Source organism: Pirellulales bacterium (assembly GCA_019694455.1).
Taxonomy (GTDB): Bacteria; Planctomycetota; Planctomycetia; order Pirellulales; family JAEUIK01; genus JAIBBY01.
Map to the genome: position 1 here is coordinate 41,476 of JAIBBY010000032.1, position 13,579 is coordinate 55,054.

At 62.5% G+C, this 13,579-nt stretch carries 11 protein-coding genes; 6 read left to right on the plus strand and 5 right to left on the minus strand.

The genetic code is table 11. The features are described from left to right. Positions 1-693 (plus strand): hypothetical protein, encoded by a 693-nt coding sequence (locus K1X71_13820; protein MBX7074218.1) that lies wholly within the window; start codon positions 1-3, stop codon positions 691-693. A 33-nt stretch (positions 694-726) separates the two neighbouring features. Further along, a complete protein-coding gene (locus K1X71_13825) occupies positions 727-1,851 on the plus strand; it encodes a PDZ domain-containing protein (protein MBX7074219.1) in 1,125 nt (374 codons plus the stop codon). A gap of 107 nt (positions 1,852-1,958) precedes the next feature. Here K1X71_13825 and K1X71_13830 read toward each other — a convergent pair whose 3' ends face one another. The 5 genes from K1X71_13830 to K1X71_13850 all read right to left on the minus strand — a co-directional run bounded on the left by K1X71_13830 (position 1,959) and on the right by K1X71_13850 (position 8,927). Then, positions 1,959-2,390, minus strand: coding sequence for a hypothetical protein (locus K1X71_13830; GenBank protein MBX7074220.1), 432 nt, complete (start codon positions 2,388-2,390; stop codon positions 1,959-1,961). 76 nt (positions 2,391-2,466) lie between these two features. Next, on the minus strand, positions 2,467-4,356 hold the full coding sequence (locus K1X71_13835) for a polysaccharide biosynthesis protein (GenBank protein MBX7074221.1): 1,890 nt from the start codon (positions 4,354-4,356) through the stop codon (positions 2,467-2,469). 153 nt (positions 4,357-4,509) lie between these two features. Continuing rightward, the gene (locus K1X71_13840; GenBank protein ID MBX7074222.1) at positions 4,510-5,199 is read right to left on the minus strand and encodes an EpsI family protein; all 690 of its coding nucleotides are present in this window, start codon (positions 5,197-5,199) and stop codon (positions 4,510-4,512) included. Positions 5,200-5,251: 52 nt separating this feature from the next. Further along, positions 5,252-7,555, minus strand: coding sequence for a polysaccharide biosynthesis tyrosine autokinase (locus tag K1X71_13845; GenBank protein MBX7074223.1), 2,304 nt, complete (start codon positions 7,553-7,555; stop codon positions 5,252-5,254). Between the two features lie 256 nt (positions 7,556-7,811). Next, on the minus strand, positions 7,812-8,927 hold the full coding sequence (locus tag K1X71_13850) for an exosortase/archaeosortase family protein (protein ID MBX7074224.1): 1,116 nt from the start codon (positions 8,925-8,927) through the stop codon (positions 7,812-7,814). Positions 8,928-9,741: 814 nt separating this feature from the next. On the opposite strand from K1X71_13850, the gene K1X71_13855 reads away from it, so the two are divergent. The 4 genes from K1X71_13855 to K1X71_13870 all read left to right on the plus strand — a co-directional run. Beyond that, on the plus strand, positions 9,742-10,800 hold the full coding sequence (locus K1X71_13855) for a polysaccharide biosynthesis/export family protein (GenBank protein ID MBX7074225.1): 1,059 nt from the start codon (positions 9,742-9,744) through the stop codon (positions 10,798-10,800). 52 nt (positions 10,801-10,852) lie between these two features. Next, entirely contained in the window at positions 10,853-11,980 is a 1,128-nt protein-coding gene (locus tag K1X71_13860; GenBank protein ID MBX7074226.1) for a polysaccharide biosynthesis/export family protein, read from the plus strand. Positions 11,981-12,156: 176 nt separating this feature from the next. Further along, a complete protein-coding gene (locus K1X71_13865) occupies positions 12,157-12,585 on the plus strand; it encodes a hypothetical protein (protein ID MBX7074227.1) in 429 nt (142 codons plus the stop codon). 110 nt (positions 12,586-12,695) lie between these two features. After that, positions 12,696-13,579, plus strand: an 884-nt coding sequence (locus tag K1X71_13870; protein MBX7074228.1) for a carbamoyltransferase, incomplete at its 3' end; no start/stop codon positions are given.

Here is a 13,579-nt window from a genome sequence, read left to right on the forward strand (position 1 = left end):
ATGAACGAATGGCGTAACGAAGAAATCGATAGCCAGCTCGAGCGCGAGCTAGACCTCTTGGTCGACGAAGAGCTAACCGACGCGCCGCGCCGTGAGCTGTTGCTCAAACTGGAGCGCACGCCCGATGGCTGGCGCCACTGCGCGCTTGCGTTCTTGGAGGCGCAGGCCTGGCGCGAAGGCGCTCGCCAGTGGCAATCGGCGCCCATTGCGACGAGCGCCTCGCTGGCGGCTAGTCGCCCGGCCCGGCATTGGCTCCGTTCCGGCGCCACCTTCGCGGCCATGGCCGCCAGCTTTCTCATGGCGTTCGCGCTCGGTTTGGCGCTACGCGGCCCGCACGGTCCCTTTGCCACGCGCAACCAGGTGGCAAAATCACCCAGCGCGGCCATTCAGCCCGCGCTGGTCGCCAACACACCGACGGGCGCAGCGCAATCGTCTGACCCAGCGGCCGAGTCGGCGGTAGCGGCAGACGAGCAACTCGCCTCGTCCGAGAACCATCCAGAAACAATCTGGCTGCCGACTGCCGCTGCGTCGGAAGATTTAACCTCCAGCGAGCTGATTCGCGAATTGGAACAGTACGGCCATGCGGTCGAGCGGCGACAAGTGCTGTGGCCGGTCGAACTCGACGATGGCCGGCGGGCGCTGGTGCCGATCGAGCGCCTCGATGTGCGTTATACGGGGCTGCACTACGAATAACCGTGGGGGGCCAACCTGGAAAGGAACTTGTCTATGAGTCTTGAACATTGGAAGCAGCAAGCGACCTGGGCCGCGATGGTGGGCGCCATTCTGCTCACCGGCGCCGCCGCGCAGGCCGAGAGCGACGACGCGAAAGAAGATCATCAGACGAAGCGGGTCCACGTCGAAACCGAAGCGGCTCACCGCTATTGGATTGGCTTGGCGGTGCGCCCCGCCGAGCCCGCGCTGCGCGCGCAACTCAAGTTGGGAGACGAGGGGCTCTTGGTCGATCGCGTCGCGCCCGAAAGTCCCGCCGACAAGGCCGACATTGAACAAGGCGACATCCTGCTCAAGGCGGGCGACAAGAGCTTGCAACAACTCGGCGACCTCGTCGAGGCGGTGGCCAATTCGGAAGGCAAGGCCATCTCGCTTTCTTTGCTGCGCGCAGGAGAGAGAAAGTCCGTCGATGTGACCCCCGCCAAGCGCGATGACGAGGACGACGACGCCGACCGGCCCATGCCCGGCGAAGGGGAAGATATCGACGTGCGGCGCTTGATTGGCCGCGCCCGTGAAATGGCGCCGCAACTCGCCGACCGTCTGGCCCGCGACTTCATCGTCATGCGGCCCGGAATGCCCATCGAGATCGAACTGCCCGCCGATATGAAGGTGACCATCGAGAAAGAAGGCGACAAGCCGGGCAAGGTGACAGTGAAACGTGGCGACAAGACCTGGGAAGTCACCGACAAGACCTTGGGCGAACTGCCCGACGAGGCGCGCGCCTTTGTCGAGGCCTACCTGGGCAAGATCCCCAGCCCGCCGCTGCCGCCGGAGCTGAAAGGCTTGTTCGAGGGGCGCGTGCCGTTGCCGCCGCCGGGGGTGATTCCGCCGCCGGAAGAAGTCGAAGAGCATCTGCGCCGCGAAGGGGCGCGGATCGAGCGCCGTCTGGGCGAAGAGGCGCTGCCGCGGCTACGCGATCTGCAAGACCGGCTCCGCGACGTGGAGCGGCGCGTCGAAGAACGCTTGCGCGACGTGGAGAAACGCGTCGAGTCGATCGACTCACAGGACCAGGACGCCGCACACGACGACAAGGCTCACGGCGATAAGCAGGACCATTCGAAGAAGGATGGCGACAACAAGGACAGTGACAACGAGCAGGAGGGCAACGCCGACAAGGCGTAATCGCCGCTACTTATTGGCAAGCTATCACACCGATTGCCGCCGCAGGCCCGCGCAGTGCTTCCCGCGCTGCTGGGCCTGTTTTCATTTGCGCGGGGCCACATGAATCGCTATCTCCAGAGTCGCGGCACGGCGGTGATGCCAAAGACGCGGCGCACCGCCCACGCGATCAGACCCAAGAGAAAGCCCAAGATCAAATACACGCCGCCCCCCAACAGAAAATACGCCGCCACGCCCCAGGCCAACGGCAAATCGAAGATCGCTTCAAAGAATGACGCGATGACGATATCGATCAACAAAAGCGAAAACGACAATACCCAGCCAAGCTCCCCGCCTGCCGACAAGATGAACGGCACAGTCATGACGCCGATGAGCGTGTGCGCCAGAAAGAGTCGAACCGCGTTCGCAATGGGTCCACGGCTCGTGATGGTCGCATAACCCAGGTACATGAAGAACCACAGGTTGAAAGCCACCGCATAGCCGATCACCAGCCAAGAGCCGATCGTCCGGGCGTCGAGCTCACTCAACGGCAGCCGCAACATCGAGCTATTTGCTCCTGCGTTCGACGACGTGACAAGAGCGATGATCCGCAGCCGCCGGCGTTGCCCGCCTCCGCCCCTAGGCCCCGGCCGGCAGCGGAGTCTCCGCGGCCGCGGCCGGCGCCGAGTGGGCCGGCGGCTGATACTCGGGCATGATCTCGCGCAGCTTGGCCACCATTGCCGCCGACTCGCCGTTGACGAATTGCTCTAGCTCGCCAAACACCTGCGACACTTCGTCCAGCGTGAACGGCCGGTGATACGCCACAAACACCTTTGGGTGCGGCGTCGGCAGCTTCTCCTCGTTGTCGAAGTACAGTTCTTCGTACAACTTTTCGCCCGGCCGCAGGCCGGTGAAGGCGATCTCGATGTCTTCGTCGGGCTTGAGCCCCGACAGGCGAATCAAGTCGCGCGCCAGATCGACGATCTTGACCGGGTCTCCCATGTCGAGCACGAAGATCTGCCCCGTCTGACCCATCGCCGCCGCTTGCAGCACCAGTTGCGACGCCTCGGGGATGGTCATGAAGAAGCGTTCGATCTCCGGATGGGTGACCGTCACCGGGCCGCCACGCCGAATTTGCTCGCTGAAGATCGGCACCACGCTGCCATTGGAGCCCAGCACGTTGCCAAACCGCACCACTACGAACTTGGTTTGCGAGTGTTCGGCGTAGGCGTGCACGTAACGCTCGGCCAATTGCTTCGACACCCCCATGATGCTGGTGGGGTTCACCGCCTTATCGGTCGAGATCATCACGAAGCTGGCCACGCCAAACTCGTCGGACAGTTCGACCAGTTGCTTGGTGCCAAACACGTTGTTCTTGATCGCCTCGCACGGGTTGTGCTCCATCAGCGGCACATGCTTGAAGGCCGCCGCGTGGAACACCACCTCGGGTCGGTGGCGGTCAAAGATCTCGCGCATCCGCCCCTGCTCGCGAATATCGGCCACGCACGGGATCAGGTCGATCTTGGTGGTGCGCGACAATTCTTGATCGATCAAAAACAGCGCGTTCTCGCCGCGCTCCAGCAAGATCAATTGCTTCGGCCGGAAGCGCAGCACCTGCCGGCAAATCTCCGAGCCAATGCTGCCGCCGGCGCCCGTCACCATCACCGTGCGCCCCTCGACCAAGGCGCCAATGTCGTCGTTGTTCAGTTGAATCGCGTCGCGCCCCAGCAAGTCGTCGATGTCGACATCGCGAATCTGCACGCCGTAGTCAGCCGCCAGCAGGTCGTCGACCGGCGGAATGACCTTGAGCGCCAGGTTAGACTGCTCGTAGCGGCGGATCAGTTCGCGCAGGCGCTTGCCCGACACGTCGCCGCCGACAATCAACACCTCTTTTGCGCCGAGCGCCGCGGCCAGCCGGGGGGCCTCCTCGGGGCGGCCCAGCACCGGAATGCCGCCAAAGCGCGAGCCCAGCCGCATGGGGTCGTCGTCCAGGTAGCCGACAATGTGCCGTTTGAGCCGAGGATTGGCCTGTATCTGCTGCGCCAGCGCCGCGCTGCGGCTGTTGGCGCCCAGGATCAGCGCGCCGTCAAACCCCTTGCGCTCCATTAGCGGCCGCAATTCGTGTTCCGCCAATCGCCAGGCCGAGCGCAGCCCGCCGAGGATCATCATGGTCAGCGCCAGATCGATCAGCATCACCGAGCGCGGAATGCGAATGTTGTCGATCATGAACTGATTGAGCGCGAAGATCACCACCGACGACAACACGGCGGCGCAGACCAGCACCGCCAAATCACGAAAGGTGACATAACGCCACGAACCGTGGCAATGCCCTAGCGCGTAGAAGATCACCATCTTGATGAACATCAACGCCGGCAGCGTGACGAAAAAGATAATCCACTGCTGACGCGGCAGGGCAAAATCGAAGCGCGCGGCGAACGCCAGCCAATACGCGGCCACGAACGCCAACGCGTGCAGCACGAGCACCAAAAAGACGCGCTTGGTGAAGGGTTGTCGCAGGTGCGTGTTCATAGGCGATGCCAGTGTCGTGTCTCCTTACCGGGATATCGGTTTCCAACCGAAGCGGCGCCGCAGAGCTAATTTTGTTGGCGCGGCCGCCGCGGGCGAACCTTATCGAATAGCAGATGCGAGTATAACCTTGGCCTTGCAGGCGTTCGGCGACAATTACGCCGCCGGCGCCGCGGCCGGCGCTGCGGCGGGAGTCGTCGTCGGCTCGTTAAGCGTGCGCTCGAGCACCGGCAAAAACTCCTTCAAAAACACCTTCGTCGGATCTTCGTTCGATTGCTCCCCCGGCACAATCCGGCGAATCGCATACATCTTGTACAAGGCCGGATACTTGGCGAACGCCACCTTGGGATACTCGGGCGCTTCCCACGCTCCGGTCGCGTTCCAGGTCCAATAGATTCGCAGCAAGATCACCCCTTCGTTGGTGTCCTTGCGAAAATCAGCGGCATAAAAATTGGCGGTCTTGTCGTCGAACTTCACCTGGGTGTCAAACTCCGCCTCCGGCATCCGAAAGCCCGAAGCCAAGTAGCACTTGTCCGGTGTGTGAACCGAGATGTTACGGGCCTTGCCGGTGGCCAGATAAATGCTCACTTCCTGCCCGGTGTCGACGTTCTTGTAGGTGCGCTGCACCACGCCCGAAACCTTGGCGATCTTCAATTGGTTGGCGTCTTGCTGGTCGTCGGTTCCCTTCCAGCGGCCAAAATCCAGCGGCACCTGCTTCAAACATTCCACGCGGCGCAAAATCTCTTCCGTGTCATGCTTGCCCCAACGCTCGGTCCAGGTGCCTTGCACCACGGCCACGCCAGCCAACAGCACGATGGCGGCCAGGGCGGGAATATATCGGGTCATGTATCAATCCTTGGGCGAGGCGCGGCCAGCGCCGCGCGCGGGAACAAATGGTCTATAACGCGGCTTTGGACGTCAACCGCTTGGGTTGCGAACGTGGTTTGACTTCTTGCTTCGATCCGCCGAACACGGTGCCGATGACGCGCACGCCCACCCCGCGCAGCCGCTCCATCGCCTCGTGGACGTGCGGCACGCGACTGGCGTCGCGCAGTACCGCCAGCACGGCCCCATCGACATATTGGCCAATCACCAGCGCGTCGGCGGTGGCTAGCACCGGCGACGCGTCGATCACCACATAGTCGAACCCGGCGCGCAACTGCTTGAAGATGTTCTCCACCCCTTCCTTGGCCAGGTCGTGCAGGCTCTCGTCGTCGCATCGCCCGGCCGCCATCATCCACAGGCCGCTGGCGCGCGTGGGGCGAATCGTCTCCTCGATCTCGCATTCGCCGCGCAGCACCTCGCAAAAACCGGGATCGAGCGACAACCCAAACAGCCGATGCGCCACCGGTTTCCGCAGGTCGCCGTCGACCAGTAGCGTGCGCTTGCCGGCGCGAGCCAAGCTGGTGGCCAGTTGCGTCGCCAAGGTCGTTTTGCCTTCGTGATGCACGGCGCTGGTGACCAGCACCACCCGCGTCCCTTCCGAAACATGGTCGCGGATCAGCGCGGTCCGCACGCCGTCGACCGAGTCGGCCAGCGAGCGCTGCAATGCGGTGGCGCCTTTGCCTTGCGCGGCCTTCTTGCCTTTGCGCCCCGCCACGCTCGGCAGCGCGCCCAAGATTTTAGTCCCTAGCGCGGTCGAGGCGTCGCTCGGCTGATTCACCCGGTGCTGTTGAAAATCCCAGAACGTGAACGCCACCACCGGCATGCACAAGCCAAAGAACGCCGCGAACGCCATGGCCATGTACTTCACCAGTTGGCCGCCGCCAGCTTCGGGCGGCATGGCCGGCGCCACCATCGTGATGCGCGGCGCCGTCTCGGCCGACGTTAATTTGAGGCTCAGCTCCAGGCGCGCCTCGTTCAATCGCTTCAGATCGTTCGTCATCAGGTCGATCCTCGCGGCGATGCGCTGCAAGTCGGGCGATGTTTTGCCCAGTTCCAGCAACTCGGCCGAGAGGGTTTGGATTTCGGTCTGCACATTGGCCAGGTCGGTCGCCAACGTCTGCTGCATCGCCTCGAACTTGCTGATTTCGTTGGTCAGTTCGATCTCGGTGCTCCCCCCCTTGAGCATCTCGATCACCTGCGGCCGCTTCTCCTCGCGATACTGTTCGATCTGCGAGTCAAGATCCTGCAGCACGGCGCGCAACTCGCGCACCTTGGGCGCCTCGGTGTCCTTGTACATTTCCTGCACCTTGTTGAAGTACAGGCTGGCTTCGTGACGCTTGAGCAACAGCGCCTCGTAATCCTTGTACTTCATCAGCACTTCGTCGAGCTCTCCTTCGGTCGGCTCGCGATTCTTGGCCACCTGCAGTTTCACCTGGGCCGAGTGCAGTTCGCCCGCCGCTTCATACAGCCGCCGTTGCAAGTCGCTCGCTAGCGAATGTTTTTGCGCCAAGATTTGTAGTTTCGCCTGATGGCTGGCCGCCACCGACTCTCGGTCTGGAACGCCGATCGTGTCGGCCATGTCTTTGAATTGCTTTTGGGCCGCGTTCAAATCGTCGACCGCTTTGGAATAGATTCTCTCCAGATCGTCCCGCGTGTGTTTCACCGATTTTGTTTCGGCGTCCTGCACATCGCGCAAATACACCGTGCTGATCGCGTTGACGATCTTGGCCAACTCCTTGGCGTTATCTCCCTTCAGCGTGATGAACATCAGCTCGGTGTCCCCCGGCGACTCCACCTCCAGACCCTTCTCCAGCCAGCCCACCGGGTCGTCGTGCTTCTTCACCTCGCGCAGTTCTTGCACCGTCAGGCCGGTGTCGGGGTCCGGCTCGTTGAGCGCGCTTTCAATCGTCTGTCGCTGTGTGACCAAGCCGATCTGCGTCCGCTTGATCGCGTCGAACTCGTCCTTCTGCACGAACCGCGGAATATTGTCGAGCAGACCTTGATCGTTACGCCGCACGCGCAACATCGCGGTCACTTCCTGCCGGTTGGGCACCAGATAATAAGCGGCCAGCGCCGAAGCGATCGCGCACAAAATGCCTACGCCGGCGCCAATCCACCATTTGCGCCGCAGCGAATGCAAGATGTTGCCCGCCGTCACGTTCGGCGCCAGTGTCTGCTGCGCGTGAGAAGCCGACCAGCCCCCTTGTTGTGGGACGGGCAAAAAGTCGGCATGCACCGGCACCAGCGCGCCATAGCGCGGGTCGTGTCCGGAGGAATGATGTGGCTGTTGCGGATCGATGGCAGAGGGATTCGGCACGAGTGTGTTCTCTCTACTCGAAAAGAAGTGCTGGGACCGGGCGCGCGCCGCGGGCGGCCTGCGCTCGGTCGGAAGTCGCCACAGCGTCTAGGCAAACGGCGGACCAGCGGCGGCAGGCTTCGGCGCCGCCCGTCGCAAGCGTTTGTCCGCTTTGGGTTTGACGTTCAGTCATCATGGCAAGGGTCGGGCCGGCTTGTGGAGTCTTTGCAACACATTGTCGCGAAATTTCACGTTCCGCTGGCGCCGCTTGCGCCGATTAGGCAACCGGGGTCAAATGCTGGCCCACTCCCGAGTCGGAATAGTCGTCTGCCAGGTCCTCGTCCTCTTCCACCAGATGCGAGAGGATCTGCAACTCGCAGTACAAAAGGCCCAAGGCCATCGGCATCATGATTAGCCCCGCCCCGTCGTGAAACACCTTGTGCGCCAACTCGGCGTCGGCCACCTGATACAAAATGGCCGTGATCGTGATGCGGGCCACGTTCACCGCCAGCGCGATCGGCAGCGCGCTGAGCACAATCACCACCCGCTCCCACATCGGCCGGTTGATCACCATCGTGATCGCCACGCTCATCGCGAAGAAGATCGTGAGCATCCGCAAACCGCTGCACTCGTCGATCACCCCCAATTGGTTCTCGCCGATGTGAATCGAGTACCCTTCGCGATACGCCGGCAGCCCAATCAATTGCAGACAAAACGTGCTGGCGATCGTGGCAAACCGCTGCAACGGCGCGAGCATGCCCCGTTCCAGCACGTCGGGCAGTGGAAACATGAAGACCAAAAACAGCACCGCCGGCAACGCCCAGGTCAATGCCCGCGTGCCACCAGCCACCATAAAGGCGCCCGTCAGGCACACCAGCAGCGTCAACATTTCCGGCGTGATCAGCGAGTACCAGGTCAGCACCAAGCGCAGCGCCAATCCCAAGATGATGATGCCCACGCCAATCCAGCGCTCGGTGGCAGTGGCCTCTTGCAAGGCGTCCTTGCCAGCCAACACCACCGCCCCCGCCAGACACGGAAAGAACGCCAAGCTACCGGCAAACAACAGGTTGTGCAGCGGCGCGGGATAATATTTGTCGATCGGCATAAAGGCGACCATCAGCATGCCCACCACGCCGATCGCCACCAGCGCCAAGCCTAGTCGTTGCTCGTTCTCGGGTAGTTTGGCGTCGGGATCGGGGCGCCGCAGCCACAGCAAGGCGCAGGCAAACGCCGGAATCAGATAGCCGTGTGAATACTCGGGGCGCTGCCAGAAATCGGCGACCCATTCCAGCGTGTTGGCATAGGCCAGCACCACGGCCCCTAGCAAGATGAACAGCAGCAGGCGCGGGTCGGTGAAGATGCTGCGCGGCGCGGAAGTCGTGATCGTGGACATAGGCGGCTGTGAGTCTCTAAGGGTTCGCTGATCCAGGGTTTACTGTGCCGCGGAGACGACCCGGTAATGGGTCACCGCAGTATATGAAGTACAAGAACTTGCAACTCGCGACGATGAGTCACAACCAGCGGAGGGCGCCTGCCAACGGCTCGCACCCCAAGCGGTAGCGCGCGTTCGGCCCTGGCCGAGCCAAGCCCGGCGGAACATCGATCTGGCGCCGCTGATCATGGCTTCCCGTGTCCAACCGACCAATCTTCATCATGCAACGGATGCTGTCAGGCGGCGGCACACGGAATCGAAATGCGATGCACGCTCCAATCGCCGAATGGCTGGTGACTTGGATGAGGCGGCCGGGTTCGGCCTGTTGCCGCCTCGGTCTTCTCCTCCCGAAAGGGGCGGGAACCCCACTGGCCAGGGCAGCGTGCCTTCTCGGCAGTGGCTCCCTAGTTGCCACCATACAAAGTGCCACTTCAAACTGTCAAACAGTTTCCGGCCGTCATTTCAAGTCAAGGCGCGCCAACCAAACCATTGTCCGGGTGGCGACTGGTCACGACTGGCGCAAGCCTCCCAATTCACAGACCACCCAGACATTTTGGCCATTTCCCGAGTTGCGATTGCCGGAGTCTGGGTAATACAGGCGTTTCAGGATGTCGTCGGCCAGTAAACTGGGCAAAAAACGCTCACATTGCCGGAACTTGTCGCACTTAAGGAAAAGTGCGCGCGAGGATTTGCCGATTAAGCCGATTGTACGGATCGAGCAGAGGCTAGGGCGCTCGTCGCCCCCCGCCCCTGAAAACGCCCAAGGCGAATCCTCATGCGGCAATCTCAATTCACCCATCGATCGCGGCGGCTGGCGGCGCTGGCGCTGGTCTGCCTGCCGCTGGCCACCGGCTGCTTGTGGGATAACCGCCCGCGAGAGCCCATCTCGGCCAAGGAGGGGCTGCCGCGCGAGCTTGCCAAGACCACGCTGCCGACCTATCGCATCGAACCGCCAGACGTGCTCTTGATCGATGCCGTGAAGATCGTGCCCAAGGAGCCGTACCTGGTCGAGCCCTTGGACATCCTCACGATCTTTGTGACCGGCACGCCCGAAGAGAACCCCATCGCCGGCGAGTTTCGCGTCGACGTCAATGGTTCGGTGGCCCTGGGCCCCGGCTATGGCCGCGTGAAGGTCGTTGGCTATACCGTCGAAGACGCGCAAAAGCGCATCACCGAAGAGCTGGGCAAAGTCCTCCGGACGGCCGAAGTCTCCGTCAGCTTGGCGCAGCCCGGCGCCCGGCAAGCCATTGCCGGCGAGCATGTGGTCATGCAAGACGGCACCATCAATCTCGGCGTCTACGGGCCGGTGCGCGTGGTCGGTCTCACCGATCAACAAGCCCGCGAAGTAATCGAAGAACATCTCTCGCAGTTCTTGGAAGATCCGCAGGTGGCGGTCGACATCGCCTCGTTCAACAGCAAGGTCTACTACGTGATCCTGCAAGGCGCCGGTCAAGGCGACCAGGTGATGCGCGTGCCGGTCACCGGCAACGAGACAGTGCTCGACGCGCTCTCCAGCGTCGGCGGCTTCACCAGCTCGCAGTGCAAAAAAATGTGGATCGCGCGACCCGCCCCAGACGGCCTGGGATACGACCAGGTGCTGCCCGTCGATTGGGTGGCGATCACCGAAGGGGGCTCCACCTCCACCAACTATCAGCTCATGCCGGGCGATCGCTTGTTCATCGCCGAGGACAAGCTGGTCACCCTCGACACCGCGGTGCAAAAGATGACCGCGCCGTTCGAACGGCTCTTCGGCTTCACGCTCCTCGGTGTGCAAACCGTGCAAACCATCAACCGCTCGCCATCGGGCTTCAACGGCACGAACAACAACAACTAGTCTCCCAGCGCCCACGATGCGCCAACGTAGCTTGACTTGTCAGGAACCATGCATGCCTAGCGGCCAGCCACAACGCGAAAGTCAACCGCTGCGACCGGCGCGCGGCGCCGGCCGGTTCGCGCTGCTGGCGTTGTGCTGCGCGTCGCTGATGGCCTGTGGTGGTTGCCGCACCGTGTGGCATCGCAATCGCGTGCTCGAGGAAACCATCGACGCCGCGACGCTGGTGCCGCACGAATTGGCCAAGACCACCCTGCCGACCTATCGCATCGAACCCCCCGATGTGCTCTTGATTGATGCCGTGAAAGTGGTGCCCAAGGAGCCGTATCAAATCGAGCCCCAGGACATCCTCTCGATCATTGCCACCGGCACCCTCGAAGAGCAGCCGATCACCGGCGAGTACCAGGTGGATGCCAGCGGCTCGGTGAATCTCGGCCCCGGCTACGGCCGGGTGCGCGTGGTCGGCAGCACCGTTCGCGAAGCGCAGAAGGCGATTCTCAAACAACTATCCAGCATCCTCACGGCCCCCGAGGTTTCGGTGTCGTTGGCCACGCCCGCCTCGCGCCAAGCCATCGCCGGCGAACATATTGTGCGGCAAGACGGCGTCATCAATCTCGGCATCTACGGCAATGTGCGCGTCGTGGGGCTCACCTTGATGCAGGCCCGCGAGGCGGTCGAGGAACACCTCTCAGAATATCTCGAAAGTCCGCAGATCGCCGTGGATGTCGCGGCCTTCAACAGCAAGGTCTATTACATCATCACGCAAGGCGCCGGCCAGGGAGACCAGATCGCACGGGTGCCGATCCAAGGCAACGAAACCGTGCTCGACGCGGTCAGCCAACTCGGCGGCTTCACCAGCAACCAGTCCAACCATATGTGGCTGGCGCGCCCGGCGCCCGATCACTGCGGCCCCGATCAGGTATTGCCGGTCGACTGGCACGCCATCACGCAAGGCGGTTCCACCAAGACCAATTACCAAATTCTGCCCGGCGACCGGCTGTTCATCTCCGAAGACAAGTTCGTCCTTGCCGACACCATCGTCCAGAAGGTGACCGGTCCCTTCGAACGCATCTTCGGCTTCAGCTTGCTCGGCGTGCAAACCGTGCAGACTATCAACCGCTCTCCCTCGGGTTTCCGCGGCACCGGCAATATCAATCCCTTCAACGTCGGCGGGTTCTTCTAAGCTGTTGCGCAGCCGGCGAATTGGGGCGGAGTTTGCCGATTGCGGCGAAAATAGTGTCGCCGGCCGGCCGCCACGCCCGATGTCGTTGCTAGTGCCACGGGCAATTTGCCCCCTCGTCGGCCGGATCGTAGGATGAACGCTGGAAGGGGTTTGGCCCGCGGACGGGAGGTTGGATCATGGAAAGTCGTCGCTTTGGCTTGGCCGTCGCGCTTTGCTGCCTGACCGTTGGCCTCTCGTTTTCCAGCGCGGCGTATGCCCAAAGTTCTAAGCGGATCCAGCGCCCCCAGATGGGCTACAACCCCGCGCAATCTCAGATGAACAACACGCTGTACAACCGGCCCACCGTCAGCCCCTATCTCAACCTGCTGCGCCAGCAGGGCGTTGGCTCGCCCCCCAATTACCAAACCCTGGTGCGGCCACAACTCGATCAGGATCGCATCAATTCCTCGCAGCACAGGCAAATGCGCAATCTGCAGAACCAGTTGACCGACCTCGATCGCACAACCGTCGAGCCGGGAGAAAGAATCCGCGCCACCGGCCATCGCACCGACTTTCTCGAATTCCGCAACTACTTCGGCAGCAACGCCGCCTACGGGCAGCAATAGCCGCCGGCCGCCACTTTTCGCGCTGACCCTAGCCGTCTTGCGCCGCGCGACTACATTGATAGCCTGACTTTTCATTCGCTTCTCGCCCACCCGGTCAGGCCGTCCGCCGCATGAGCGTCATTCTCGGCATCAACGCATATCACGCCGGCGCGTCCGCGGCGCTGGTGATCGATGGGCAGCCCGTCGCAGCCATCGCCGAAGAGCGGCTCAATCGGTTGAAGTACTACGCCGGCTTTCCGGCGTTGGCGATTCGCCGCTGTCTCGACATGGCCGGGCTCAATGTCGCCGATATCGACCATGTGGCGATCGGCCGCGAGCCCGCCGCCAATCGCGCCAAAAAAATCGAGTTCGTCCTCAAAAATCCCAGCCGGCTCTTGAACCTGCTCAAGATCCGTGGCTCGCGCTCCAAGCTCGACGATCTCCCCACGCTCATCGCCGCCGCTTGCCAGGTCGATTCGGCGCAATTGCGCTTTCGCGCCTGGAATGTGGAGCACCATCTGGCGCACATCGCCAGCGCCTACTTCGTCTCGCCGTGGGACAAGGCCGCCGGCTTCAGCATCGATGGCTCCGGCGACTTCGTCACCTGCATGCTCACCGCCTGCGAGGGAGACGAGATCAGCGTTCTCCAGCGGGTCTTTGTCCCCAACTCGCTCGGCTCGCTCTACACCATGATCTGCGAGTTCATCGGCTATGGCGAGTATGGCGACGAAGGCAAGGTGATGGGCCTCGCCCCCCTGGGAGGCGATCGCTACGCCGATCAATTCGACGACATGGTGACGCTCGACGGCGCCGGCTTCGAACTCAATCCCAAATACTTCCTCCCCTTTGGCGCCTCGCAAGGAATGAAGATCGCCGACGACGGCCAGGTGACCCTCGAGCGGCACTATTCCGATCACCTGATCGAACTGTTCGGGCCGCCTCGCGTGTCGCGCTCCGACCTCACCCAGCGCGACCGCGATCTGGCGTTTGGCGTGCAGCACGTTTTTGAAAAGGT